Here is a 25,256-nt window from a genome sequence, read left to right on the forward strand (position 1 = left end):
GAGGCAAGTGAACCAAAGCACTAGATTATGTGCTTATCAGCGGTCCCGCTATCATAGTTTAAAACCTTAGACCGGAAACTTTGCGTCCTAACCTTTCAGTTAGTTTGCCAAAAACAAGACTGAGTATAATCGTGACCGAACCACAAATCAAACAAAAGAATGTAACCAAACGTCTTATATAGCAAATAGTTACTAGCAAATGCGTTAGGTACAAAAAAGCCAACCTCTAGGTTGGCTTTTCGCAAGTGGGTTGTTAATCCCTTGCTAGCTTTCTTCTGGTCGCTACTCGGTGCCCGGCACGGAATACATTCAAGAAGCCATTTCCCACATCACTCATTACAATATACAAACAAGGTACTAGTACTAAAGTGATTAGAGTTGCAAACATAACCGCAAAACCAAGTGCAACCGCCATTGGGATTACAAACTTAGCTTGCAAGCTGGTTTCGAACATAATCGGTAATACACCGGCAAAGGTTGTAATTGATGTCAGGGTGATTGCTCTAAAGCGCGCACAACCTGCTTCAATAACCGCTTGGCGAGTTGAAATACCTTCTCGGCGTGCTTGGTTTACAAAGTCGGTCATAACTAACGAGTCATTAATTACAACACCGGCTGCGGCAATCAAGCCAAAGCCCGACATCAAGCTAATATCTAGACCAAACCAGAAGTGACCCCAAATAGCTCCGGTTAAGCTAAATGGAATAACCGACATAACAATAAGAGGCTGCGAATAGCTCTTAAGCGGCACTGCAAGCAAGATATATACTAAAATCATACCACCGATAAAGAACATGATTTGCTCGTTAGCTTGCGCTTGTTGTTCTTCAATAGAACCACCTAGCTCAGTTTTAACTGATGGGTATTCCTCTTTTAACTGCGGTAATAAGTTCTCATCAACTTGCTTAACCACTTCACCCGGTTCAATCGCTTCTTCATCGATACTGCCGTAGATATACACAGTACGATAGCCACCTTCACGGCGAATATAGCTAATACCTGGCTTTTCGTTCAGTTCAACAACATCACCCAGCATCACCTCTTGGCCTGCAGGCGTTGTGATAACAGCGTGCTTTAATGATGCAAACGCTTCACGTGTTAGTTTCGGGTAACGAACCATAACACGTACTTCTTCACCGCGACGAATAACACGCTGAGCTTCACCACCGTAAAAGCTTGCGCCCACTTGGTTAGCAATGTTGGCAAGGTCTAAACCTAGATCATATGCCACAGGTTTTAGACTTAACTGCACTTCTTTGCTCGCCGGATCGATGGTCGAACTAATATCAAATAAGCCTTTTTGCTGTTGTAATAGTTGGATGAAACGACGACCTGCCTCGTTTAAAGTATCGATATCTGGGCCGTAAAGTAAGTAACCAAACTCACCATCCATTCCACCGCCATTTACATCATCGTAAATTTGCAGCGATTTCACACCTGGGATACTTGGCATTTGTTCACGCCAACGACGAGATAATTCGAATGCGTTATACGGGCGAAGCTCCTCATCTACCAGCGGAGCAAGTAATTGTGCTTCAGTACGACCTTGGTTGAACACTAAGATATCGCGAATTAGCTTTTGGCCAAACTCTCGTTCTGTCTCTTGATCTACCTTGTTAACCATGGCTTCGATTTCACGAATAGCATTAATCGTTTGCATATCCGAAGCATTTTCATTCATTTCTAAACGAATTTGCGGGAAGTCATGAGGTACTTTTGGTGTTGGTACCACACGCACTTGATTTGATGAAATTAAGCCAAACGTCAAAATCAATAAACCGATAAACGCAAATAGCACAAACCAACGCCACTCCACACACAACTCAATAAAACGCTTATATGGGCCATTTACAAAGTTAAAGAAACGTTTGTTAAAACGCGCTCGCCAGCTATTAGGATTAATTGGCGGAAACTTAGTGTGGGCAATATGTGCCGGTAAAATAAGTTTCGATTCAATCAAACTAAATATCAGACACAGAATTACCACCACGGCGATACCAAAGAAGAATGCGCTTTCTGGGCCACTTGATAAGGTGAATGGTGCAAATACAGCAATCGTTGTTAAAACACCAAATGTTGCTGGGGTAGCAACGCGCTTTGCGCCATTTACGACATTTACAACACCACCGCCTTTTTTCTCAATTTCGGTGTAGGCACTTTCCCCTATGACGATGGCATCATCGACCACGATCCCCAGCACCATAATAAAGGCAAATAACGACACGATATTAATACTGATACCAAATAATGGCATCATCATCATTGCACCTAAGAAACACACAGGTAAACCAATCATTACCCAAAGTGCCAACTTAAAGCGCAAGAAGATAGACAACATAATGGCAACCAAGATAGCCCCTTGGAATAAATTGCTTTTCATCATGTCTAAACGGGCATTTAGGTAGTAAGTCATGTCCATTAATGGCTCAAGACGCAAGCCCGCCGGTAGCTCTTTATTCTTTTGCTCAATAAACGCTTTAACTGAATCAGCAACCGGGATCATGTTTTGTTCTTTGGTTGCTTTTACTGATAAATAAACGGCATTTTCACCATTAAATTTAAAGTAGCGCTCACCTTCTGTGAATTGGTCTTTAATCACAGCGATGTCGTTTAGCAGCACTTTCGCGCCATTAGCACCAATTTTTACTGGGATCTGGCGGAACTCATCACCGCTGTAGTATTGATTTTCAACACGTACCGAGATAATACCTGCGTCAGTACGTAGTTGACCTGCCGAGATATTCGCAGAGTAACGACGTACTGCACTAGCCACCTCACTTAAAGTAAGGTTATATTGACGCAGTGAATCAGGGTCAATTTCAATTGCAATTTCATCAAGTGGTACATCGTTTTGCACCAGTGACACATTGGATAATTGCAGTAACTCATCTTCAATTTTATTTGCTACTGGCTTTAACTCAGTAAGTGGAATATCACCTACCAGCGTCATACCGATTACATCTTGGCGAAATTCAACCTGACTAATCGTCACAGGCTCCATGCCCGCAGGGAAAGTCGCAATACTGTCTACCCGTAGCTTCACTTTATCGAGTACATCAGTAAGTTCTGCATCAGTGTTGATCTCTAAACTTGCACGGCCACTATTTCGAAACGAGCGATATACACCACGTTTAATTTCGGTGACATCTTTTAGTGACTCTTCAATCTTGATCAGAATACTTTCTTCAATTTCCTGTGGTGAGGCCCCCGGATAATTGGCTTGTACTTCAATATAGTTAATTTCAACATTTGGGAACATCTGGCGCTGAATAGTGAAATAACTAATGATCCCCATGATGATGATAAACACCATCATTAAGTTAGCAGCGACCGAGTTATTGGCAAAATAAGCTATAAGGCCAGACTGTTTTTCTGTGTTTGTATCAGTCATAGTGCTACCTTAAAGCTTTTCAACCGCTGCAGTTTCTGCATCGCTTGTCATTTCTTTCATTCCAGCAACCTTCACTTCCATACCCTCTTGCGGGTACTCAGGCAGCGTCAGAACCAACTGGTCATTCACTTCAAGGCCATCACTAATGTAGAAGTACTCACCCTCTTCACGCACTACGGTTACTTTACGTGGTTCAAGTTTATTCTCGTCGTTCACAATCCACACCGTTTGGTTATTCACTAAAGACTGTGGTAAACGGTAGATGTTTTGTAATGTTGCACCGGCAAAGCTCACTTGTACGTAAGCACCAAATTTAATAGGTTGTACGTCGTGCTTTAAGCCGTATGGGTCATCAACACGAACAACTAAGTTGCTCATGCGAGTCGCGTTATCAACAACGCCTAGGTCACGGTCAATTTCGGCTTCACGAGTAAAGCTGTTTAAGCCTTTATTGATGATAGTCGCTTTAACGCCTTTTAAGCGTTTTGGCAAAAATACACTATCGAAACCAGCGATTGGTACAATGATTTCTGCACTTTCAATATTATTAATTTCAGCAACTTGGCTGCCTACATTAATGTATTGACCGACACCTATTTCACGGCTGATCACCAATGCATCGTAAGGTGCTTTTACCTCACAGCGAGCAAGGTCACGCTCGGCACGTTTTAATGCAGCTTGCGCTGATTTAACAGCGGCTTGCGCGCTTAAAACTTGAGGCTTACGTAGGAATAAGTCAGTGCGCTCACGTTCTGGGTAACGTCTTGCTTCATCCTCTGCCACTTTAGCTTGTGCTTGCTCTTCGATCAGTGCCGCTTGAGCACTAGCAAGTGACGCCTCAGCTTGTAGTACAGCTGCTTCGTAGTTATCTTTTTCGATGGTAAATAACACTTCACCACGAGCTACGATGCCACCCGCAACAAAGTTTGGGTGCCAGCTTGTAACTTCACCAGCCACTTGCGAGGCAAGTAAGGTACTTTCAAGCGGTTTCACTTCGCCGTAACTATTAATAATCACTTGATGATCATCACTTGCTACTGGCTCAACCTGTACTAAAGGACGCACATCAACTACATCCTTGTCTTTAGGCTCTTGAGCAATCGCGTTGATTGCCTTAAAACCAGCAACACCAACGATTAATGCAACAAACGGTAATATCCATTTTAATAAACTTGTGCGCATAACTTACACCTATAATATTTTCGCTGGCCCTATCATACCAAAGCTGACAGAAACATTAATGTGACATTTGTAAGGAACTGTTACAAAAACAGATAAATTGGCAACACAAAAATCAAAACTTATCTAAGAACAATTTGTTACAAACAAAAGTCACATAATATCAAAAACTTACAAAACCACCTTCACACTTGTTAACAAACAGCCTTTTATCAAGGGGTTAATTCATTAAACTTGATTGAGAAATAATTAAAGGAACGAGTTAACAATGAAAATAACAAACATTGCGCTGGCACTAAGCTTAGCGTTTGCCATGAATGGCCACGCCGCCGAAACAAAGAAAGAAGAAAAGAAGCCAAAAACACTGGCTGAAATGATCAAAGATAAAAGCGAGTTTGCCGGTGTTTTCAGCATTTACCAAGATGCGAAAACCGGCGATAACTTAATGGTGATCGACCAATCTCAACTTGATACACCATTTGTGTACTTTGCTCACACCGTTGATGGTGTTACTGACGCAGGCCACTTCAGAGGGGCATATCGCGAGACAAAGCTAATTGAGTTTCGTAAATATTTTGACCGCATTGATATTATTAGCAAAACACCGCGCTATAAATTTGATGAAAACTCAGCCTTAGCACGCTCTGCCGATGCCAACATCAGCGAAGCTGTGCTTGCGAGTATTAAAATCGAAAAAGAAGAAGACGGTAAAATTGCTTTTAATGTTGATAAGCTCTTTTTAAGTGAAGCACTGCATAAAGTATCACCGTGGGCGAACCCAAAAGATAAAAATGCCAGCAAGCGCTTTAAACTTGGTAAGTTAAACGACAAAAAATCGCGAATCGTTAAACAACGCCCTTACCCAAATAACCTAGATGTTGTAGTGGATTATGTATTTTCTAATGCCAACCCAACAGTACGAGGTTCAAAAGCCGTAAGCGATCCTCGTAACGTTTCAATTAAAGTCCAGCATTCATTCGTTGCGTTACCAAAAAATGATTATCAAGCTCGCCAAGATGACGCACGTATTGGTTATTTTACTAACGAATTCGACAATATGACATCAGCGGATTGGGCACCTTATGAAGATGTCATCAAGCGCTGGGACTTACAAAAGAAAGACCCATCAGCGGCACTTTCAGAGCCAGTTAAACCGATTACTTGGTGGATTGAAAACACTACGCCAGTTGAGTGGCGAGACACTATTCGCGATGCAGTACTAGCATGGAATAGCTCATTTGAAAAAGCAGGCTTTAAAAATGCCATCAAAGTAAAAGTACAACCTGATGACGCCGATTGGGATGCGGGCGATATTAACTACAATGTATTGCGTTGGACTGCATCACCGCGCCCTCCATTTGGCGGTTATGGCCCTGCCCTTGCGAACCCATTAACCGGTGAAATCTTAGGCTCTGACATCATGTTAGAGTATGTTTTCATGAAAAACCGTTGGATGTACGACACCTTATACACTCAAGGTGCAGCCACGCTTGAAACTAGCCAAAGCAACACAGATTTACATTGCTCACTGGGCCACAGCATTCAAGAAAACATGCTACTTGCTAAAGGCTTAGGCACAGGTGCGAGCATTGAAGACAAAGAGATTTTACGCCAAGGCTTAACTCAGCTAGTTTTACACGAAGTGGGCCATACCCTAGGTCTTAACCACAATATGAAATCATCTATCTTGTGGGATGAAAAAGAAGTTCACGATAAGAGTAAAACGCAGGGTATCGTAACGGGTTCAGTTATGGACTATGCACCAGCAAACATTGCCCCTATTGGTATGCAGCAAGGTGATATCTTCCAAACAAAACCAGGCCCTTACGATGATTGGGCAATTGAATACGGCTACAGCCAAGCATTAGCAGATAAAGCCGCTGAGCAGCAACGCCTTGAAAAAATTCTCGCTCGCTCATCTGAGCATGCTTTAGCGTTTGGTAATGATGCTGATGATATGCGTGCCCCAGGCCGCCATATTGACCCTCGTGTAATGATTGGCGATATGTCATCTAACCCTGCCGCATATGCTGATGATCGTATGGAGCTTATCAATAAGCTGTTTACTGAACTTAAAGACAAAGCCACGGTTAATGGTGAGTCATACCAACAGCTGGTTACCTCAGCGAACATTTTATTTAGAAGCTACAGAACACAAGCAGGCGTGGTATCTCGTCAAATTGGTGGTGTTTATGTAGAACGTAATGTGGTGGGTGATGACAAAAATGGCGCACCATTTACGCCAGTGCCACTTGAGCGCCAGCAACATGCAATGCAAGTATTAGCCGACAAAGTATTCTCGCCAAATGTACTTTCGAGCATGCAGCCACTGTATAACTACCTGCTACAGCAACGTCGTGGCTTTAATCATTATGGTAAGAACGAAGATCCTAAACCACATGGCATGATTTTAGGCATGCAAAAGCTGGTACTTGCTCAGTTGTTACACCCGGCTGTTATGCTGCGTATTTCAGACAGCGCAATGTATGGCAACGAGTATTCACTTAACCAATTTATGAATGACTTAACAGCAAGCATTTTTGTAGACAGCAAAAAAGCAAATACCCTAAGTCACAATCTACAAGTTGAATATGTGAATCAGCTAATCGCGATTGCTGGTTTAGGCAAAGCGAGCAAGCACGATAACCTAGCCAAAGCTGCTGCGCTTTATCAATTAAATCAAATTGCTGATATGAGCGTACCATGGGGGGCAGACACCGCAGCTAAAGCCCATAAGCAATATATCGATCGCTTAATTAGTAAGGCCCTCGAAGCATAATTAAAACAACACAAAAAAGGCTGCCACTTGGCAGCCTTTTTGTTTTTAAGCCATTGCTGGGCGCGATTTATAATACTGAATACACCCTAGTTGAGCGGCATTAGTCAGCAATATCATCACAAAGGTTAATATGTGAGACACACTCGGTGTCGCCATAGCAAGCTCGGCAGCGAGGCCGCAGCTTCCAGCAACAAACTGTAGGCTAAAGTAGCGCGCACTTAAATTACTAATATCACCACTTTTAATGGTTTTATAAGTCTGCGGCATAACACGAATAGAGCTCATGACTAAACCTACATAGGTTAGCCAGTTAAGCACCATTGCTGTTTCATAATGAGGGTTAAGCAACAAACCAAAAGGCACGACCGACATGGCTAATAACCCAGCTAGCTGCATGCGTTGCTTTCGCGCAGCGTTGTAACGAACAAAGTAGTAAAGAATCACACCACTTAGCATGCCGGTAACAACAAACGGCAAAACCATGTAAAAACGCTGAAAAAACAGGTTAAAGGTGATGAAATATAAACTTTGCGCGACACCAAAGCTCATCATTAACAGCGAAACGCCCGACACACTGCGATTTTTACGGATCTTATTTAAAAGCGGATAAAAGCTAAACGCTAAAATAAAGCATGAAATAATCGGCAAAAAGTGCGCCAAAACAGACCTCTCTCGTTACAATTTAGTTAATAAGTTAGCAGTTTATAAACTGCCCATGAAATTACAGTAAATACCTGTTTTTAAAGCAATTTAAAAGAGCGCGGCATTGTAATGAGAGCGCTTTAGAATGCAATAAAGAATAAAAAATAAACAACAGTCTATTGGCAAGATATCCGTACAAGCTGTTTACAGCTGATGACACTAACGACTGACTTGAATAATTAATGTGATCTGGGTACATTGATTAAATAGTGCTCAGGAGGGTTAAGCCATGAAGTCAATTTTATATGCGCTTGTTTTAAGTACTTTTTTATTTGGATGCAAGAGTACAAAACAACAACCAACGCCACCACCGAGTGTGGCCAGCTTACTCAATGCAGCACATTTTAAACACGTTGAACTTAGCGACCCTGAGCTTTTTACGCTCCCTGCGGATGAGCAAAAACGTTTTCTTAATTATTTTACCAAACGTCAAGGTGGTGATTTAAGGGATGACCAAATCCTATATCACTATTTAGAAAATAAGCTCACCAATTTTAATTACTTTAGCGCCACACTCAATGCCCAGCAGACTCTTCAAGGTCATCAAGGTAACTGTATTAGCTTAGCAATTTTAACCCATGCTTATGCTCAACTAGCAGGACTTCAAACAGGCTTTCAGGCAGTGTCGAGTGAGCCTGTTTATAGTAAACAAAATAACATCGTGTATGTATCGGGCCATTTTCGCACCAAAGTCTACGCCCCTTTAAATGAGGACGATAATTACTTGGTGCCACCAGGCACAGTCATCGATTACTTCCCGGCTCGTGGTAGTTTTTACTCTGGCCGCGCTGAATTAAAAGATTTAATTAGCCGTTATTACAGTAACTTGGCTGCAAAAGCACTGGCCTTGAAACAATTCGACTTAAGCTATAGTTATATATTAAAAGCCAATGAATACACCCCAAATGCAGCAGCACTTTATAATCTAGCTGCCGTTTTACATCGCCAAGCGGGTGATTTAGCTGGAGCAAAACATATTTATCAAACAGCAATGCAGCATGGCTTTAGCGATACAAATTTACTACATAATTACGCAGTGCTGGCCGAGCAACTTAATGATCAAGTTTTGGCTGAGCAGCTCAATTCACAGTTAGCGATGCTAGAGCAGGATCCATTCGAGTTACTGGCAACGGCAATTAACGCCCGTAACAATGGCAAGCTTTTTAAGGCAAAACAACAACTCGAAGACGCTATTGCATTAGCCCCTTATTTATCTGAACCCTATATAGAATTAGCGATTCTTAGTTATCAGCAAGGTAATGAACAAAGTAGTAAGGAATGGTTAGAAAAAGCCATTGAGATAGAAAATAAAGACGAAAAACTGGCGCTATATCACGCCAAGCTTTTCGCCTTAAAAGACCAACACTAGGCTATAACGAGTAATAGAAGCTTAGCCAAGCCCGTAAATCATTTTCAAAGTCGTCGCCTTCTACCCGGGCGACGCCAAAATCAAGGTTTACATCGTTTAAACCAGCGGGGCCCATACCAAAGCTAAAGTCTCCTCGCCATTTTAGCCCGTAACTTTGTGCATAGACTCGGTTATCAACTTGATGCTGTTGGTAATAAAGCCAAGGTAATAAATCTTTGTAACTAATGCCCCCGCCATAACCTTTATAGCGGTTACCTGATTGACTAATAAACGGCAACTCAGGGGCAACAACAAAGCCGCTTTGCGTGTCATTATTAATTAAGTTTGACTCATAACCGCCAAGTGCAAGAATACTGTCATCGCGATATTGCTGTGCAAAATTAACATAAACAGGAATATCAAAAGCGTAACCGCTCAACACCGTGGCAAAGTTATAGCCCTGCCAATTATTCGAGTTAGCATCACCGGATAACCACTGAGCACTCACAGACTGAGCAAAACCGTATCGCTGTCTATCATGTTGCCATTTTTGTTCAAGTCCAAGGGTTAACCATTGATCATCCCCGTTACTAAAATCACTGTAGTTATAGCTCAAACTCGGTGTAATACTAAGCTGCTGAAACTGCAACGGGTAGCTCATGGCTAAATGCGCCCCAGTGTTACTTATATTCACCGGTATTTGTGAATGGTACTGTTTTGCCGATTCAAGGTCGTAATCAAATAACAGCGCTTTAAATTTTAAATCAAACGCTGAGTACTTAGCGGCCGCAAACACCCCTTCTAATGCTTTGTCATGTAAATCAACACTGTAGCCTGCTTGTAAATCGAGCTGCTTTAAAAAGTCGTTACTTTTTACTCCAAGGGTAAGCAGCGAAGATGATGCCGAGTAATACTGAGATGCCAATGAAAAGGTGGGTTTTTGCTGCCAAATATCATAATCGGCTGGCTCAGTTGGGCTTTGCGGGTAGATTTTAGCCTCAGGTAATACTTCGCTCGTTACTTGCCCTCGTGGTGGCTCCGCACTTTTAGCAAATTCAACAACCTCTAATCCTTGTGGTTGCTCAGCAAAATGCTTGATATTCGGCCCTTCAGCAGTGATCGATAAATACAAAAGTTCACCGTTATTCATTGCCATTGGGTGTGCAACAGCTTCTTGGCCTTGCGTTAATTGGCGTAGTGAATTGCTTTGTATATCATAATGATATAAATCGAGAGCTTTATTTTTACCAGCGACAAAATAAAGCCCTTTGCCATCGGCTTGCCAATTAGGTTGTGACACATACTGATAGCCCTCTGGCATTGGCACAGTAAGTGATTTTTGGGAACTTAAATCTTGTATATACAACTGCCAATTAGCATTCAATGTCGCTTTTAAATAGGCAAGTTGTGTTTTATTAGGGCTTAGTAATGGATAGTCATAAACCGTTTCTAGGCTTTTCTCAAATAAAGGCGTAGCGACACCAGTATTGAGGTCAAGGCGCACTAGCTCCGAGAAACCATGCTTCGTTTGCTCAGCATAAACCGTTTGCCCGTTATCACTGATACTAAAGCGGCGCAGCCCTGCATGATGGGTCAAAGCGCTCACTTTACCTGTGTCGATATCATAACGGTATAAATCAGAAATACCTTGAATTGAGCCTTTAGCAACAGTTGTTGTGGCGGTAAAAAACAATGTATTTTCGTCTAACCACTGCGGGTTTTTTATACCCTGCCTATTAATTTGGTTAAGCACATGTTTTTGCTTACGTTTAAAAACACTGGGGGCTTTATCAGCAATATCAGCAGGGTCATCATCGAGTAACGCTTGTTGCTGCTTTGCAAAATCATCAGCAGCCTGTTGATTGTCATCAGTGCTATAAATGACTAAACGGGTTTCGTCATCTTTGTTGCGCTCAACAATGGCAAGCTTACTGTTATCTAAACTTAAAACAGGGTTCGAGGCGTATAGATCAAGCTCCAACCATAGCTTACTTGTAAGTGCTTGCTCACTTACTTCTTTAGCCATTGCTTTATAAGTATATTCTGCAATAAAACGGCGGTAGAGGCGCTCAGGTGAGTCGCCAAAAACGCCGCTAAAGGCCTCATTAAAATCACGTGCTTTAACCGCTTGCATGCGAGTCCAAACTGCATCAAGAGTTTGCGCTGAATAGCTCTCTTCAAGCCAAGCAAGAAAGCGAGAACCCATTAAATATGCCATTGAGCCAGCTAAATAGCCCCCTTCGGTACTACTTAATTGGCTATATCGTGGCAATGCACCTTGCTGTGCAAATTCAACCAGTATTGCCTCTGAAAGGTTGTCGTATAAACGACCCCGCCCTGTCATTTTCGACTCCAGTAGCGTTGCATACCCTTCGGCAGCCCAGCGCGGCATTTCGCCTTCAACTAAGTCATAAATATCCCAACTATTACGAATAGCTTGGCGCACGTCACTTCGAGTAGGCTGAGCAAGGTGCACCAAATGAATATATTCGTGCAAAATCAATAACTGCTGCCAGCCATCGGTGTTAGAAATCACCGTATCGGATTGTGGAGGCGTAGTAAACAAAGCCATTAAAGGCTTGTTAGTCACCGGCAAAGCAAAGCCATTGGAGGCGTTAAATGGGTCAAAAACCAGAACATCGACCACTTCATCAAGAGCACGGTTTTGCTGTTTTAGTACCTTATCGCGAACAATTTCAAGCTCTGTTGCCGCTGAACGGGCCCATTGCTGATTCTCAGTACTAAAGTGCACATTAAAGTGCTCGGTATGAATAGTTTGCCAAGTCTCTTGGCTTGAAGCGTGGCTAGCAGCAAGTAATGCCACAGTTAACAGAGCTTTTTTCATCACAATCCTTGATTAGCAAGTTGCTTAATTTAAGGGCTAGTATGCGATGCTTTTTTAAAAGGCTGAAGTTAAAAAGTGTAAGAAATTACTCGATTTTTAGCGGCCGTACTAAACCGAGTAATTGATAAATAATAAAAATAGTCACGGCAAACATCAGGCTACTTCTTAATGCACCGAGCCCCGCAATGACTAAAGCTGCGGTTACGAGTAAAGCAATTGCTGTAACGGCAACACTCACACATAAGCCCTTACACTCCTGCTGCGAACGTGCATAACAAAGTAAGGCAACAACACCTGAAATAGCTAAAATAGGTAGTAAATAAATCATTGCGCACCCGTGATTATTGACGTTGCGCTAGTATACCTCGATATTAAAACGAGTCAATGATATTGAGAATTGTTTTCATTTAAAACCAATTCCGCTCAACGCCTTCTATTTCATATAGGGAGAAATCAGCAAACTGCTCAGCCAGCTCTGCTTTTAAGTAAGGCATTGATACTGAACCAGAAGCCAGTTGTATATACAAGCTTTTAAGCTGTGATCGGCGCATTAAATAAGTGCTTATTGTGGTGACGCTTTGCGCTTTATAGATTTCAAAAACACGATACTGCACACCCAGCATGCCGGTTTTAAATACGGCAAAAAAACGGCCGTCATGTTGATACATAGCCAAACCCGTTTTTTGATAATTCAAAAACACACCGGTCATCAAAACTAAGCCCACGACAATGCTCCACAGCATCGTAGCAGCATCAAATAAGCCGTTGAAAATTAAAGCAGAAAATACAGTTGGCAGGATCACATATAAAAACGTATTTTTATAAAGTAAAGCTCGCTCAGGCTTAATAAAGTTAAGCTCTGTTAAATCAACAAACCATGGAAATAACCAGCCACACACGGCTTGCACTTGCTCTTTGGTGATTACTGGCATCACTAGCGTTTGTTTATTTTTATGTGCCGCAACTCCAGCTGCCATCCCACCACTACTCACTTGTGGGCAAATTAAGGTATAGCGATTAAGGAACCTAGCAATAATATTTTGTTTGATTTGCACACTTTGAATTTTCGACACGCTGATCGAGAGTTGCTGTCGCTCAAATAAACCTGCCACACGCTTAAACTTATCGTCCTGAAAATACAGCTGAAAGTTAAAAAAGCGCACTAAGGCCATGACAACAGAAAGTAAAATGGCACATAAAACAATGGCAACAACCATAATTAACACAGCGATTGCAGCTGCGCTGCCAACAAAAGCAGCTTGCTCATTCAGTATGGCCTCTAGGCGGTTTATGATAGTTTTTTCGAGGTACTCAAAAATCACATTCATAAATGGGGCAAGCGCAGCCAATGCTAAAATTGCCATGTTCGACATCAAACCAAACTTAGCAATTTCAGCATTGCTGATCGTTAAGGTTTTCGGTTTATCTGTTGCTTCGCTCTGCTCAACAGGTAGCTGCTCTTGCTGTTGTAACTGAGCCTTAAATTCCATAACTTGTTCACGAACTTGCTCGGCATAGCTAAGCTTAACTCCCGGGATAACAGCTTCTTGAGCACTACTACCGGCGGCATCGAAAATACAATTAACTAAATTAACTGGCTGAAAATAAAAAGGCTCGGCAATGTTTACGTTCTGTACTCGAGCAAATTTTAGGGTTAGCCGCTCTTTTTTAAATACCCCTTTATTGAGCAGTATTTCATGACCATCTGTTATGCGGTATTTAAAATTACGATAATAAGCAAAGGCATACAGCACTAAAACTAAAGAGGCTACGGCAACAGCTATTTGCCCCCAAAACAGCTTTTGCTCAACTTGCGTAACAAATAACACCAAAATTGGCAGTAAATTAAGTAGCCCATCTTTTATGAAGCGCAGTGCAAAGTGAACAATAAAATACAGTAGCGCCCATGGCGACACGCGTTGCCATTGTTGATCACTCATCGGCAAGCTCATTTTCTTGAGTTGCTGCATTATCACCATAACTTTGCACGAACTGGCGAACATCATTGCATTGTTCGTCAGTTAACCCACTGATATGTAAATCAGCACTCATGCCACCCGCACTGTAAAGCCTGAGTGTTGCGAGTCCTAACTTTCGCTCAATTGGGCCGCGATGAATTTCGGTGTGTTGCACGCGAGAAATAGGCAATAAAGTGATTTGTTGCCAAATTAAACCTCGCTTAAAGGCAATATCATGCTCTCTTACTGCCACCCCTTTAGCGCGAACGCTGTAAAGGTTGTAAACCATCGACAGTATTACCAACAATGGCAAAACCAAAAGCCAAGGTGTAGCAATAGCTTCGCTAACGGCAGGATTAAAGTGCCGTACCGCAATGATCACGGCCATCAGAGGCACATAAAACAACAACCAATTTAGTTGTACATGCCATATCGCATTATCAGCAAGTGGTTGGAATTGAATCGTTTGATGCTTTGGAAGGGTTTCTATTTGTTGATTACTAAACACGGTAATTCCTTGTAAAGGCCAGCTGTGCTGGCCTTACGTGCTAACACTGAGTTGTTATATGTTATAAATTATACCCAGCGTAGTTTTGTTGCAAGTGTGTGGCTTGCTCCTGGTGCAAGTTCAACACTATCATCAAGGACATTAGCCGCTTCTAAGCACAGCATTACGTGGTATTCTTCATCAGCAAAATTAGAAAGGCGTTTTGATTTATCAATCCATGGATTCCAAAGAACACACGATGTTGAATTTTCGCGACCTACTTCAATAATGCCATCAGGTGTAATGATACGCTGAGTGTCTTTTGCTTCGGTGTAAACCATGTCTGTTTCACGTGCGAACGACACTAATTCATTTTGCTCAAATGGACCTTCAGCAAATTCAATGTATTTCGCGCCTTGCAGACCATCTACTTTTGTTTCTTCAATTGCTGGTGTTGGGAAGTACGTGTGTAGTGCTTGAGTAAACTGTACTGTTTGGTTATCTAAGTTCGTGGTTGTTAAACGCATCTCTAAGCTAGAGGTTAAAATAAACTCAGCCAATAACTTAGTTTTATAAGGCCAATACTTTTCATCAACTTGCGCCATCGGCAATGACAAGCTGATATAAATAGAATCGTCTTGTTCTTTCACTTCTTCTGCGCGCCATAAACTTGTGCGAGCAACACCATGAGCTGGCCAGCCTTCATGTTGGCTTACTCCGAACCATGGCCAACAAATCGGAATACCGCCTCGCACACCTTTGCCTTCTTGGTAATCTTCTAATTCTGAGACCCATAATAATGGCTTTTTATCGGTTGGCGTGAACTCAGTGATCTGCGCACCTTGCAGAAAAATAGTTGCGCTACAAAACTCACTAGCAACTTTAATAAATTCAAGCCCGGTTTCACTTTGCTCAATCGTAACTGATGGCGATAACTTCATAATTCGTCCCATTTAATGAAAGAAAAATCCACCTTACCCAATGCAGTGGCTTTTAGTAAATAATATTTAGTTATTTGTATAAATTGTTTTACTACAAAGTGATGGTGTCACCTCGTAGTTACATTTTAAGTGTTAACAACAATTACTCCATCTAAATTTTAACTTTTGCTTTTTAATTTCTGCTCTAATTATTTTAAAAGCACAAAAACAACCTTTATGGCCATAAATTATAAGCAATATAGTCATTATTTATTTGAACTCAATTTATTAGATGTGTAAAATTTTTTGATTGCGGTTGCTCCACGCCGCCTTATTTAAGAGACAGAAACATGCAAAAGTATGACGAGCTACTAGTGTCGCTGCGTAAAGTGATCAGAGCCATCGACCTTCATTCAAAACAGCTCAATAAAACCTCTGGCTTAACAGGCCCACAATTACTGATTATGAACGAGGTTGCACAAACCGATGGCATAACCGCTAGTCGCATTGCACAAAATGTAAATCTAAGCCCAGCGACGGTTACTAATATCTTAGACCGTATAGAAAACCGTAACCTGATCACCCGTGTTCGTAGCCAATTAGATAAACGCCGAGTTAGTTTGCATCTCACAGAAGCGGGTAAACAGCTACTAGATCAAGCACCTCAGCCTCTGCAAGAACACTTCATTGAAAAGTTCTCAGCACTCGATGAGTGGGAGCAAAGCTTACTACTTTCATCAATGCAACGTATTGCCGCAATGATGGATGCAGATCAGCTTGATGCTTCACCTCTGCTTGAAGTTGGCGCAATCACCAAGACATTAGAACCACAGTAAAAATTAAAACTGATTGATTAATATTAATTTTCTGTGTCTAGTCTTGGGTTCAGCATGATTATCAACTATGCTTGGTAGTACCCATTCCAACACTAGCGAAAATTCATGCTTAAACTATCAAAGTTAGCCCTCGCAATAGCCTTGGGCACAACTTCAAGTCTTAGTCAGGCATCTGAAATTGATGACCTTCAAAAGCAGCTGCAATTGCTGAAACAGCAAATGCAACAACTGCAAAGCAAACTTGATGCTGCCGAAGAAAAATCGCAGCAACAAGCCGAAAAACAAGCGCAAATTGATGCACAAGTAGCAAAGCAACAAAAGCAACTTGAGCAGCAAACAGCAGCTGTTGAAGCGCCTAAAAAAGAATCTGGCATTAAGGTCGGGGGTGCAGTACGTACCAACTTCAGCCATACATCTTATAATGATGGTAATAAAAACCGCGGTGGTGACTTCGATTTTGACATCTTCAGGCTAAATTTTGCAGGCGATGTCGGTGATGTGCAGCTTAACGCTGAGATCCGTTTTTTCGATTACATGACTGCAGTTAAGTATGCCTATGCAGCCTATGACTTTGCCGAAGACTGGCAGGTACAGGCAGGTATTACCAAAGTGCCTTTTGGTAACTGGCCTTATAACTCACACAACTACTTCTTTGGCACTACTTACTATATTGGTCTTGAAGATGACCATGATTTAGGTGTGTTATTCAAGCGCAAAATTGCTGATAACTGGCAAATTGACCTTGGCTTTTTCAAAAATGATGAGCTAGGTGGCGTTGATGGTTACGTAAGCGACAGAAGCGACCGCTATTCATACGATGTTGTCGGTTTCCGCTCTGCTGATGAAGGTATCTATGCCGAACCAACCAATGCGATTGGTGAGTACAACACCTTCTCTGGTCGTTATGGTTATCACTTTGAGCATGACGGCGGCACCACCGAGCTAGGTGTTTCTGCGTTATCGGGTGGCTTGCATGACGGTGAAGATAAAGCCGGCGATTACTACGCCTGGGCTGTGCACTTAAACAGTACTATCGGTCCATGGAATTTCCAGCTACAGCATGGTGAGTATAACTACGATATCGACAACGTCGACCGTATGGCCGTGGGTGCTTATGCGTTTTACGATAGTATTGCCGCAGAAGCGACCATGACTAATGCTAATATCGCTTACAGCCTGCCTGTAGAGTGGGGTCCGGTAACAAACCTGCAGTTTTATAATGACTACGGCATCATTTATGACAAGTCAGATAACAGCGAAGATACATGGATGAATGTAACCGGTGTATCTGTTGCCGCAGGTGGCTTATTCACTTACTTTGATTTTGTACAAGCGAAAAACCAACCATTTGTTGGTGGTTCAATTGCTGGCGACAGCGACGAGACTGAAACCCGCTTCAATATCAATATAGGTTATTACTTTTAAGATACGCTTAATTAAGTGAAAGCAAGGAGCTGGCCTCCTTGCTTTTTTATTTACTCGAAACCACACAACAACCTCACGCTATCCTTAACGTTCATTCATTACTAGCAAACTTCTTACTTCACTCCCAAGTTGTCCACTATGCTTAAGGCTAAGGTCCGACCTGTACCTTTAGTTAAAACATTCTATGGATATACAAATGAAAATCATTATCATATAGTATCATTCTAAGCCCGATTTATTGTTAAAAGCTGTATAGCTGCTTTGTCTGATTATCACTTAGAAATTATGGGTATAACCCTATGACAACATCAACTACTCCGTGCATTTACTCTAAAGACGTTGCTGAGGAACATATTCATGCCAATACTCGAGCTACTTTCTCGAGCTGAAAAGCTAAAACAAGCGATAAGCATCATAACCGATGATATTGATCATCATTTATTAGCGCTAGCGCCTAGTGCTGATTTAGATAACTATAAAAAGTTTTTAACCTTACAGTATGCTTACCAGTTAGAATTAAAAGGCCTCTACGAGCATGCTGGTTTACATCAATATATAGATAACTTACATGATCGTACGCGATTATCTTTAATCAAGCAGGACTTAGACGATTTAAAGCACCCATTACCAAATCATCATCAGCAACCCTGCCGCTTTCAAAATGCTGACTTTGCCTATGTACTTGGTTGGCTGTATGTAATTGAAGGATCGCAATTTTCTGCAGCTACATTAGGCAAACAGGTAGAAGCTGAGCTAAAGTTAAATAATCAACGTGGTGCACGCTACCTTGCTAAAGCCAGTGAATACTCTAAAGACTGTCAACTAAGTCATCTTATTGATAACCTTGAGCTCTGTGAACAGCAACAAGCCACCTTGATAAAAGGTGCCGAGCAAGCACTGCAACGATTTAAGTTTTATCAGGCCCAGTTTTATTGATGAATGTGAGAGCGGCGTTTACCGCCTATAAAAATGGCTGCTATCAATTACTCGGGTTATTGATGGTGGGTTTAGGTATCATAGGTATTGCATTACCTGTGATGCCTACGACTATCTTTTTTATACTCGCATTGGCGTGCTTTACCCGCTCATCACCCAAGCTTTCTGCCTGGCTGCTAAACCACCCCAGATACGGCCAACCGTTAAGGTTTTGGCAAGAGCATAAGGTTGTCCCTACCCGTGCTAAGTTATTAGCAGGTTTTGGTATGGCTATCGGATATGCTTTTTTACTACTAAGTGCCGCGCCAATTTGGGTGATGTATTTAGTAGCAGTGATTGAATTGAGCGTATTAGCCTATTTAATTAACCGCCCATCTGAGCCAAATAAACCAACCCTAATTCAAGTTAATATAACCACACAGATGCGCTTGATGTTGCTTGCTTGTTTTCTCAGTTCGCAACTAGCTGTTATGGCTTACCTCGCTATTCATTTCTAGCACAAAGAAATGTAAAGAACGTAAACCCGCTTGTTATCAGTAATACAAATCATTATCATATTTGTATCTTTAACGAATAAACCGCATTATGTTCTCATTTAACAAACGCAGCTTTTATAGCGTTAGCCGCGCCTTACACATATACCTTTCAACGGCCTTATTCTTTTTGCTTATTTTGTTTTGTGTCAGTGGCATCATTCTTAACCACGTTAGTTGGCTCGAAAATGATAAACATAATGGTCAGAACCAACTACTTGTTTCTGCAGAGCTATTCGAAAAAGCACAAGCAAACCTCGATACATTACCAAGCCTTTACCCTGAAATAGAGCAATACATGCAACAGCAGTTTTCACTCAACAATGTAAAAAGTATTGAGTGGGAAAAAGAAGATGCCTTGGTAATGCTCGACTACCCGCTTCCGGCTGGCTTTGCCTACGCCGAAATCGATTTTCAAACCGGTGAACTTAATATTGATTATCAAACTGGTGGCTTTATGAGTCTGATAGGCGACTTACACAAGGGCCGCCATACAGGCGAAGCATGGAGCTGGGTGATTGATATCTCAGCTGTTTTGATAATTCTGTTTGCTATTACCGGATTATTTATCCTCTTTCAAAACCGTAAAAAACGTGCCGCAGGCCTTTGGTTAACGCTGCTTGGTGTTGCCACGCCTTTGGTTATTTATCTAGTTTGGGTGCCTCAACTTAAAGGAGTATCTTAATGAAAAAAGCCCACTTACTCGTTGCTCTACTAATTGGCTGTTTGTTCAGCCCTCTGAGCTTTGCAAAAGATCCCAACCTAACCGTTGAATTTACCTTACCTGAGCTAGATGTTTCTCCATATCATCGCCCTTACGTGGCGTTATGGCTAGAAACACCTGAACGTAAACACGTTACCACTATTGCACTTTGGGTCGAAAAAGCTGAATGGTTTAAAGACTTACGTCAGTGGTGGCGAAAAGCAGGTCGTAGCAACGACAGCTTTGATGGTGTAACAGGTGCAACAAAACGCCCAGGCACTTACACCATTGAGTGGCAAGGTAAAGATTTAAAAGGTAATCCAGTTAAACCTGGTAGCTACCTACTAAATGTTGAAGTTGTACGTGAAGAAGGTGGCCGAGATTACACCCGCGTTGAAATCGACTTAACGAAAGACGGCAAAGTCACAATTGAAGGCGAAAAAGAGTTCGCGACTAGCTTTGTTACCATTACCAGTAATTAAGGACAAACAATGAAATTAAAATTATTAAAAACGGCGCTGATCGGCGCCGTGACCTTCACAGCAATTGCATCTGGCTATGCACAAGCACATGCCCGTTGGTTAATGCCATCTCACACTTCTTTATCTGGTGAGAAAACTCACTATGTGATGATTGATGCCAGTATTTCTAATGAGTTGTTTAGCCCAGATAAAGCATACCGCCCAAAACAAAAAGGCGCAGAGTATGACGACAACTTATTAATTGCCCTTGCTCCAAATGGTAAGCCGGTTGAAGAAACGATTCGCGCATACTATTTAAAACGCAAAAACTCAGCGGCAGTGAGCTTAACGCAAGATGGTACTTACCATATTGCTATGCAGCAAAAGCCAATGCTAATGACTTTCTATAAAGATAAAGACGGCAATCGCGGCCGTGTTTTCGCAGGTAAAAAAGAAGCAGACCTACCAGCAGGCGCAACCGACGTGCGCACTGTAAAATCAATCGCAACTGTTGATACTTTTGTTAGCCGTAATGGTACTTCTAAGCCAACATTGCTTGGTCAGGGCTTAGAAATTTCAGGCCCTACTCACCCGAACGATCTATTTGCTGGTGAAGAAGCTAAGTTCCAATTACTAATGGATGGCAAACCAGCTGCTGACGTTGAGCTTGCTATTGTTCGTGGTAGTGCTCGCTACCGTAATGAGCGTGACGAAGTTAAAGTAACAACCGATAAAAAAGGTTTCTTTACTGTGACATTCGCTCACGCTGATATGTATTTGATTGAAGCATCTGTAAATCAAAAGCCAACAGAGGCTGATATCGATAACGTACGCTATTCATTGTTCACAACGCTTGAAGTAGCGCCTGAATAATATGCTGATTAGGCCTTAGCAAAGGCCTAATTCGACTTACGAGGAAGGCTGTAGTCAACCGTGTGATCGCAGCTACCGTCTTTCTCGCAATCATTTACCCCATCACCATCTACATCCCAGCTTGGGTGCATGCCTTTTAATGTACTTTTTAATACCGAGATATCGGCTGTAAATTCACTTTGCTCATCACGGCGCGCAGCATTGCGCATGAGAAACACCCGAATCACATAATCGCCATTATCAGGAATTGTAAGCTCGGCATGATCACCTTTTGCCGGGCCAACAAACAAAGCAGTTGGGTTGCCTTTTGGTAAAATATTAAAGTAGTTGCTTGAATTTGATGGAGCAAAATCAACCTTTAAAGTAGTGCCTTTATTAAGGTTAATTTGATATTCCAGCATCTCATAACCTTTAATTGTGTCTTTAACTTGCCAGCTTTGCTGCACCGCAATATCTGAAGCTAGCAACTCATAATGACGACTATTTGGTAAATTTTGTTCGGCAAACACCAAGCTACTTGTAGCCACCGAAAAACAAAACCCTATTAATAACAACAACTTCATATTCAACCTTCTTTTATGTTCTTTTTTAAAGAATGATAAATACTAATTTTACAATTTTTAATTCTTTTAAAGTGAACTTATAGTTACTCCATCGCAGACACACTGCTTAACTAAACAGGATACCTACTATGAAACTTTTTACTTTAATCTCAGCTCAACCACACTTACAAAATATTAGCACTTTATTGGCACGTATTGGTTTATCGGCCATCTTTTTACTAACCGGCTTTAGCAAAATAGAATTTTTTGATGCAACAGCACAGTACATGGCATCAGTAGGTTTACCAGAGTTCTTACTGCCGTTTGTGATTGCCTTTGAAATTGTTGGCGGATTATTTATTTTACTCGGCTTTTTAACACAACTAACCGCTGTCGCTTTTGCTGGTTTCAGCCTAGTTAGTGCTTTGTTATTCCACTTTCAACTTGATGATCAAATGCAATTTTTAATGTTCTACAAAAATATTGCGATGGCAGGCGGCTTTTTAGCATTAGCCAGTGTTGGTGCAGGCAAAATCAGCCTAGATCAACTAGTGTTAAAACGTAGTCAGGCATAATATTTATCCCAGCCAATAACCTAGGTTGTTGGCTGAATTTGTTTTTAAGAGGGCGCGAATATGGCAACGTTATTAACAGCAACCAGCCATGATATTGGTGGGCTCGATGTGAAACGCATCTTGCCTCATTTTGACAAAAAAATGGTTGGGCCATTTGTCTTTTTTGACCACATGGGGCCAAATCACTTTCCTCGCGGGGAAGGCATAAATGTGAGGCCTCACCCTCATATTGGCTTATCAACGCTCACTTATTTATTTACTGGCAGTATTTACCATCGCGATTCGCTAGGTAATAGCCTGCAAATAGAACCCGGCGATGTTAACTGGATGACCGCAGGTCGCGGTATAGTTCACTCAGAAAGAGAAAGCCTAGAAGTGCGGGCGATCGAGCACGACATTAATGGTCTGCAATGCTGGGTTGCTTTACCTGAAAGTATGACCGAAATAGCACCGCATTTTGAACATATCAAAAAACAACAATTGCCTGAGAAAATCGAAAAAGGCGTGCTGATGCGGCTCATTGTCGGTGATGCTTATGGCTTAAGCTCCCCTGTCAAAACCTACTCTCCGATGTTTTATGTAGATACGGTAGCAGAGCAAGGCAGCCATATTACTAAACCGCATCCTCATCATGAAACCGCCGTGTATGTTATTTATGGTGAAATTAGTGTGGGTGATACTCGCTATACCCAAGGCGACTTTGTACTACTTGATGACAGTGAACACGAAATAACGACTCTGGTGCACAGCCGCTTTATTTTACTCGGTGGCAGTAAATTCAATAAAGTCCCGTATTTACACTGGAATTTTGTTGCTTACAGCAAAGAGCGCATCGAGCAAGCAAAACAAGATTGGCAAGCACAGCGTTTTGCTAAAATTCCCGGTGATGAGCTTGAGTATATTGAGTTGCCCTCACCTAAAAAGTAAACTTTTTCAGCATTTACAGGTACTATTAGGTAGTTAAGTAAGCAAAGGAACATCATGCTAAGAATTACGCTAGAACAGTGGCGCATGTTTCGTGCTGTTGTTGAATTTGGAGGCTTTAACCAAGCCTCACAAGGTATTCATAAAAGCCAATCGAGTATTCATAATGCAGTTGGCAAAATTGAATCTGCACTCGATGTAAAGTTATTCAGCATTCAAGGCCGTAAAACCGTGCTCACTGAAGCCGGCGAAATGATGCTGCGCCGTGCTAATTACTTACTTGATGAAGCTGCTAAAGTTGAGGCCATTGGGCAAACCTTGGGTGAAGGTATCGAAAGTAAGTTACGCATTGCTGTTGATGCTATTTTCCCACAACAACTGCTTTATAAAGTACTTAACGACACGTCATCGCAATACCCACAACTGCGTATTGAGCTGCATGAGTCTGTACTAATGGGAGGCAATGAACTGCTCGAAAACGATCAGGTTGATATTGCCATTACCGGCTTTCCAATTGCGGCAAACTTTCACGAAGAGTTATGTGATATCGAGTTTATTGCCGTCGCCCACCCAGAGCACCCCTTGCATGATATAGAGCGTGAAATTACCCTCGAAGATTTAAAATCACACCGCCAAATAGTAGTTCGCGATTCAGCGAATAAGCACAAACAAGATGGTGGCTGGTTAGGTGCCGATCAGCGCTGGACCGTCACTCATATGCGCACTTCGATTGATATGATCAGTAATGGACTGGGCTTTGCGTGGTTACCAAAAGTCGCGATAGAAAAACAACTTGCGGCAGGGCAAATGAAAGCACTTAATTTAACCCATAACAGCAGTCGCAGCGCTAAGTTACATTTACTCTTTAAAGACGGTGACAAACTGGGTCCTGCAGCACGCTCGTTTATTGGCGAGTTGCGTTATCAAGTAATGGAAAACCTATAGCTTCAAGGGCGTTTCAGCAATACCTTTAACGCCCGGCTCGAGAATAAACACGCCACCACTGTGAGGGTAATCAGCGAGCACAGAGTCTTCTAGCCCTACTGCCGCAGTTGTCACTGCCAGATGCGTGAGCTCTTCACCTACAAATGCGACACTTGTAACACGCGGTGCGGGTAAGCGAATAAACTGTACTTGCTCACCGTTTGGAGCAAAACGATACACGCCATAACCATTCCATGCAGCAACCCACAGATGATCTTCGCTATCAACTGTCATGCCATCAGGAAAACCCATATTGTCAGTAAAGCGAATAAACTCTTGTTTATCTGCAAGCTCGCCATGCTCATTCAGAGTGAAGCGGTAGATTGTTTGTTTATCTGAGTCTGTAGAATATAGAAACTGGCCATTTTTACTTACCGCAGGCCCATTGCTAATGGTGTAGTCATGATCAACTGCTGTCGGAGCCTGGCCATGACCAAAACGGTATAACTTGCCACTATTGGTTTGCTCTTGAGAGTCCATTGAGCCAAAAAAGCCAAAGCCTTGGCGAGACGTTTTACCATCGTTTAAGCGGTTTTTTGAGGGTTCGTGATCGATTGAGTAAAGAAGTTCGCGGCTAAAGTCTTCACTATTGAGCTTATAAATGCCTTTGGCAAAGCCTGCGATTAATTCAGCTTGCTCGGTTTCCATCACCCAGCAAATCGGTTCTGGCATAGTAAACTGGCTAACTCGCATCGATTGACACTGCAAACGAAACAAACGCTGCCCTAAAATATCGACCCAAAATAAACAGTTATGTGCCTTAGCAAAATAGGCACCTTCGCCCAATTGGCATTGGCTAGAAATGATTACTTTAATGGTGTCATCGAGCATAGGCTTCATTACACAAACTGCTGA

21 protein-coding genes, 1 pseudogene and 1 riboswitch are annotated in these 25,256 nt (G+C 42.0%); of the genes and pseudogenes, 12 read left to right on the forward strand and 10 right to left on the reverse strand.

Going from position 1 to position 25,256, the window contains the following annotated elements:
• Positions 1–35: 35 nt before the first annotated feature.
• A riboswitch (cyclic di-GMP riboswitch) is annotated at positions 36–119 on the reverse strand.
• A 134-nt stretch (positions 120–253) separates the two neighbouring features.
• Both AN394_RS00900 and AN394_RS00905 read right to left on the reverse strand, forming a co-directional pair.
• Complete coding sequence (locus AN394_RS00900; RefSeq protein WP_054562956.1) at positions 254–3,391, reverse strand: efflux RND transporter permease subunit; 3,138 nt, start codon at positions 3,389–3,391, stop codon at positions 254–256.
• A gap of 9 nt (positions 3,392–3,400) precedes the next feature.
• Positions 3,401–4,573, reverse strand: a complete 1,173-nt coding sequence (locus AN394_RS00905; RefSeq protein WP_054562957.1) for an efflux RND transporter periplasmic adaptor subunit — start codon at positions 4,571–4,573, stop codon at positions 3,401–3,403.
• 265 nt (positions 4,574–4,838) lie between these two features.
• Between AN394_RS00905 and AN394_RS00910 the strand changes: the two genes are divergently transcribed.
• A complete protein-coding gene (locus tag AN394_RS00910; protein WP_055020586.1) occupies positions 4,839–7,349 on the forward strand; it encodes a zinc-dependent metalloprotease in 2,511 nt (836 codons plus the stop codon).
• A 45-nt stretch (positions 7,350–7,394) separates the two neighbouring features.
• On the opposite strand, the gene AN394_RS00915 is transcribed toward AN394_RS00910, so the two are convergent.
• Positions 7,395–8,009 carry a PQ-loop domain-containing transporter gene (locus AN394_RS00915; protein ID WP_054562959.1) on the reverse strand — a complete coding sequence of 205 codons (615 nt, stop codon included), beginning with the start codon at positions 8,007–8,009 and terminating at the stop codon, positions 7,395–7,397.
• A 271-nt stretch (positions 8,010–8,280) separates the two neighbouring features.
• Between AN394_RS00915 and AN394_RS00920 the strand changes: the two genes are divergently transcribed.
• Positions 8,281–9,420, forward strand: coding sequence for a lipopolysaccharide assembly protein LapB (locus AN394_RS00920; protein ID WP_055020587.1), 1,140 nt, complete (start codon positions 8,281–8,283; stop codon positions 9,418–9,420).
• A 1-nt stretch (position 9,421) separates the two neighbouring features.
• On the opposite strand, the gene AN394_RS00925 is transcribed toward AN394_RS00920, so the two are convergent.
• From AN394_RS00925 to AN394_RS00945, 5 genes are all read right to left on the reverse strand, one after another.
• A complete protein-coding gene (locus AN394_RS00925) occupies positions 9,422–12,244 on the reverse strand; it encodes a hypothetical protein (protein ID WP_055020588.1) in 2,823 nt (940 codons plus the stop codon).
• An 85-nt stretch (positions 12,245–12,329) separates the two neighbouring features.
• Positions 12,330–12,572, reverse strand: coding sequence for a hypothetical protein (locus AN394_RS00930; RefSeq protein WP_054562962.1), 243 nt, complete (start codon positions 12,570–12,572; stop codon positions 12,330–12,332).
• A gap of 79 nt (positions 12,573–12,651) precedes the next feature.
• Positions 12,652–14,214: a PH domain-containing protein gene (locus AN394_RS00935; RefSeq protein WP_235576228.1), complete on the reverse strand. Its 1,563-nt coding sequence runs from the start codon at positions 14,212–14,214 to the stop codon at positions 12,652–12,654.
• Positions 14,177–14,710, reverse strand: coding sequence for a PH domain-containing protein (locus AN394_RS00940; protein ID WP_054562964.1), 534 nt, complete (start codon positions 14,708–14,710; stop codon positions 14,177–14,179). Before AN394_RS00940 ends, AN394_RS00935 begins: the two co-directional genes overlap by 38 nt.
• A gap of 68 nt (positions 14,711–14,778) precedes the next feature.
• Complete coding sequence (locus tag AN394_RS00945) at positions 14,779–15,630, reverse strand: D-hexose-6-phosphate mutarotase (RefSeq protein ID WP_054562965.1); 852 nt, start codon at positions 15,628–15,630, stop codon at positions 14,779–14,781.
• Positions 15,631–15,959: 329 nt separating this feature from the next.
• Here AN394_RS00945 and AN394_RS00950 point away from each other — a divergent pair, with 329 nt between their 5' ends.
• From AN394_RS00950 to AN394_RS00980, 7 genes and pseudogenes are all read left to right on the forward strand, one after another.
• Positions 15,960–16,445 carry a MarR family winged helix-turn-helix transcriptional regulator gene (locus tag AN394_RS00950; RefSeq protein ID WP_054562966.1) on the forward strand — a complete coding sequence of 162 codons (486 nt, stop codon included), beginning with the start codon at positions 15,960–15,962 and terminating at the stop codon, positions 16,443–16,445.
• A 105-nt stretch (positions 16,446–16,550) separates the two neighbouring features.
• A complete protein-coding gene (locus tag AN394_RS00955; RefSeq protein ID WP_054562967.1) occupies positions 16,551–17,870 on the forward strand; it encodes a porin in 1,320 nt (439 codons plus the stop codon).
• A 357-nt stretch (positions 17,871–18,227) separates the two neighbouring features.
• Entirely contained in the window at positions 18,228–18,806 is a 579-nt protein-coding gene (locus AN394_RS00960) for a biliverdin-producing heme oxygenase (RefSeq protein WP_054562968.1), read from the forward strand.
• Positions 18,806–19,195: pseudogene (locus AN394_RS00965) on the forward strand (YbaN family protein); the annotation flags it as partial. The gene AN394_RS00960 and the pseudogene AN394_RS00965, both read left to right, overlap by 1 nt.
• A gap of 196 nt (positions 19,196–19,391) precedes the next feature.
• On the forward strand, positions 19,392–20,024 hold the full coding sequence (locus AN394_RS00970) for a PepSY-associated TM helix domain-containing protein (RefSeq protein ID WP_055020590.1): 633 nt from the start codon (positions 19,392–19,394) through the stop codon (positions 20,022–20,024).
• Entirely contained in the window at positions 20,024–20,524 is a 501-nt protein-coding gene (locus tag AN394_RS00975; RefSeq protein WP_055020591.1) for a DUF2271 domain-containing protein, read from the forward strand. The genes AN394_RS00970 and AN394_RS00975 overlap by 1 nt, the downstream gene beginning before the upstream one ends.
• 9 nt (positions 20,525–20,533) lie before the next feature.
• Complete coding sequence (locus AN394_RS00980; RefSeq protein ID WP_054562971.1) at positions 20,534–21,376, forward strand: DUF4198 domain-containing protein; 843 nt, start codon at positions 20,534–20,536, stop codon at positions 21,374–21,376.
• A 26-nt stretch (positions 21,377–21,402) separates the two neighbouring features.
• On the opposite strand, the gene AN394_RS00985 is transcribed toward AN394_RS00980, so the two are convergent.
• Positions 21,403–21,939, reverse strand: a complete 537-nt coding sequence (locus tag AN394_RS00985; RefSeq protein ID WP_055020592.1) for a hypothetical protein — start codon at positions 21,937–21,939, stop codon at positions 21,403–21,405.
• Positions 21,940–22,067: 128 nt separating this feature from the next.
• Here AN394_RS00985 and AN394_RS00990 point away from each other — a divergent pair, with 128 nt between their 5' ends.
• From AN394_RS00990 to AN394_RS01000, 3 genes are read left to right on the forward strand one after another with little or no spacing between them, the layout of a single operon-like run.
• On the forward strand, positions 22,068–22,493 hold the full coding sequence (locus AN394_RS00990) for a DoxX family protein (protein ID WP_054562973.1): 426 nt from the start codon (positions 22,068–22,070) through the stop codon (positions 22,491–22,493).
• Positions 22,494–22,553: 60 nt separating this feature from the next.
• Positions 22,554–23,420: a pirin family protein gene (locus AN394_RS00995; RefSeq protein WP_055020593.1), complete on the forward strand. Its 867-nt coding sequence runs from the start codon at positions 22,554–22,556 to the stop codon at positions 23,418–23,420.
• Positions 23,421–23,474: 54 nt separating this feature from the next.
• A complete protein-coding gene (locus AN394_RS01000) occupies positions 23,475–24,362 on the forward strand; it encodes a LysR family transcriptional regulator (protein ID WP_055020594.1) in 888 nt (295 codons plus the stop codon).
• Here the strand turns inward: AN394_RS01000 and AN394_RS01005 are convergent.
• Positions 24,357–25,241: an SMP-30/gluconolactonase/LRE family protein gene (locus AN394_RS01005; RefSeq protein WP_235576229.1), complete on the reverse strand. Its 885-nt coding sequence runs from the start codon at positions 25,239–25,241 to the stop codon at positions 24,357–24,359. The two genes, AN394_RS01000 and AN394_RS01005, sit on opposite strands and share 6 nt — an antisense overlap.
• Positions 25,242–25,256 lie beyond the last annotated feature (15 nt).

This window comes from Pseudoalteromonas sp. P1-26, from assembly GCF_001401795.1.
In the GTDB taxonomy this organism is placed as follows: Bacteria; Pseudomonadota; Gammaproteobacteria; order Enterobacterales; family Alteromonadaceae; genus Pseudoalteromonas.

Bases quoted from the DNA above. Each gene is read 5' to 3' on its own strand.
- AN394_RS00950 (WP_054562966.1), top strand. From the start codon at position 15,960: ATGCAAAAGTATGACGAGCTACTAGTGTCGCTGCGTAAAGTGATCAGA.
- AN394_RS00985 (WP_055020592.1), bottom strand. From the start codon at position 21,939: ATGAAGTTGTTGTTATTAATAGGGTTTTGTTTTTCGGTGGCTACAAGT.
- AN394_RS01000 (WP_055020594.1), top strand. From the start codon at position 23,475: ATGCTAAGAATTACGCTAGAACAGTGGCGCATGTTTCGTGCTGTTGTT.
- AN394_RS00920 (WP_055020587.1), top strand. From the start codon at position 8,281: ATGAAGTCAATTTTATATGCGCTTGTTTTAAGTACTTTTTTATTTGGA.
- AN394_RS00945 (WP_054562965.1), bottom strand. From the start codon at position 15,630: ATGAAGTTATCGCCATCAGTTACGATTGAGCAAAGTGAAACCGGGCTT.
- AN394_RS00980 (WP_054562971.1), top strand. From the start codon at position 20,534: ATGAAATTAAAATTATTAAAAACGGCGCTGATCGGCGCCGTGACCTTC.
- AN394_RS00905 (WP_054562957.1), bottom strand. From the start codon at position 4,573: ATGCGCACAAGTTTATTAAAATGGATATTACCGTTTGTTGCATTAATC.
- AN394_RS00975 (WP_055020591.1), top strand. From the start codon at position 20,024: ATGAAAAAAGCCCACTTACTCGTTGCTCTACTAATTGGCTGTTTGTTC.
- AN394_RS00925 (WP_055020588.1), bottom strand. From the start codon at position 12,244: ATGAAAAAAGCTCTGTTAACTGTGGCATTACTTGCTGCTAGCCACGCT.
- AN394_RS00960 (WP_054562968.1), top strand. From the start codon at position 18,228: ATGCCAATACTCGAGCTACTTTCTCGAGCTGAAAAGCTAAAACAAGCG.
- AN394_RS00910 (WP_055020586.1), top strand. From the start codon at position 4,839: ATGAAAATAACAAACATTGCGCTGGCACTAAGCTTAGCGTTTGCCATG.
- AN394_RS01005 (WP_235576229.1), bottom strand. From the start codon at position 25,241: ATGAAGCCTATGCTCGATGACACCATTAAAGTAATCATTTCTAGCCAA.
- AN394_RS00900 (WP_054562956.1), bottom strand. From the start codon at position 3,391: ATGACTGATACAAACACAGAAAAACAGTCTGGCCTTATAGCTTATTTT.
- AN394_RS00930 (WP_054562962.1), bottom strand. From the start codon at position 12,572: ATGATTTATTTACTACCTATTTTAGCTATTTCAGGTGTTGTTGCCTTA.
- AN394_RS00990 (WP_054562973.1), top strand. From the start codon at position 22,068: ATGAAACTTTTTACTTTAATCTCAGCTCAACCACACTTACAAAATATT.
- AN394_RS00935 (WP_235576228.1), bottom strand. From the start codon at position 14,214: ATGCAGCAACTCAAGAAAATGAGCTTGCCGATGAGTGATCAACAATGG.
- AN394_RS00955 (WP_054562967.1), top strand. From the start codon at position 16,551: ATGCTTAAACTATCAAAGTTAGCCCTCGCAATAGCCTTGGGCACAACT.
- AN394_RS00970 (WP_055020590.1), top strand. From the start codon at position 19,392: ATGTTCTCATTTAACAAACGCAGCTTTTATAGCGTTAGCCGCGCCTTA.
- AN394_RS00995 (WP_055020593.1), top strand. From the start codon at position 22,554: ATGGCAACGTTATTAACAGCAACCAGCCATGATATTGGTGGGCTCGAT.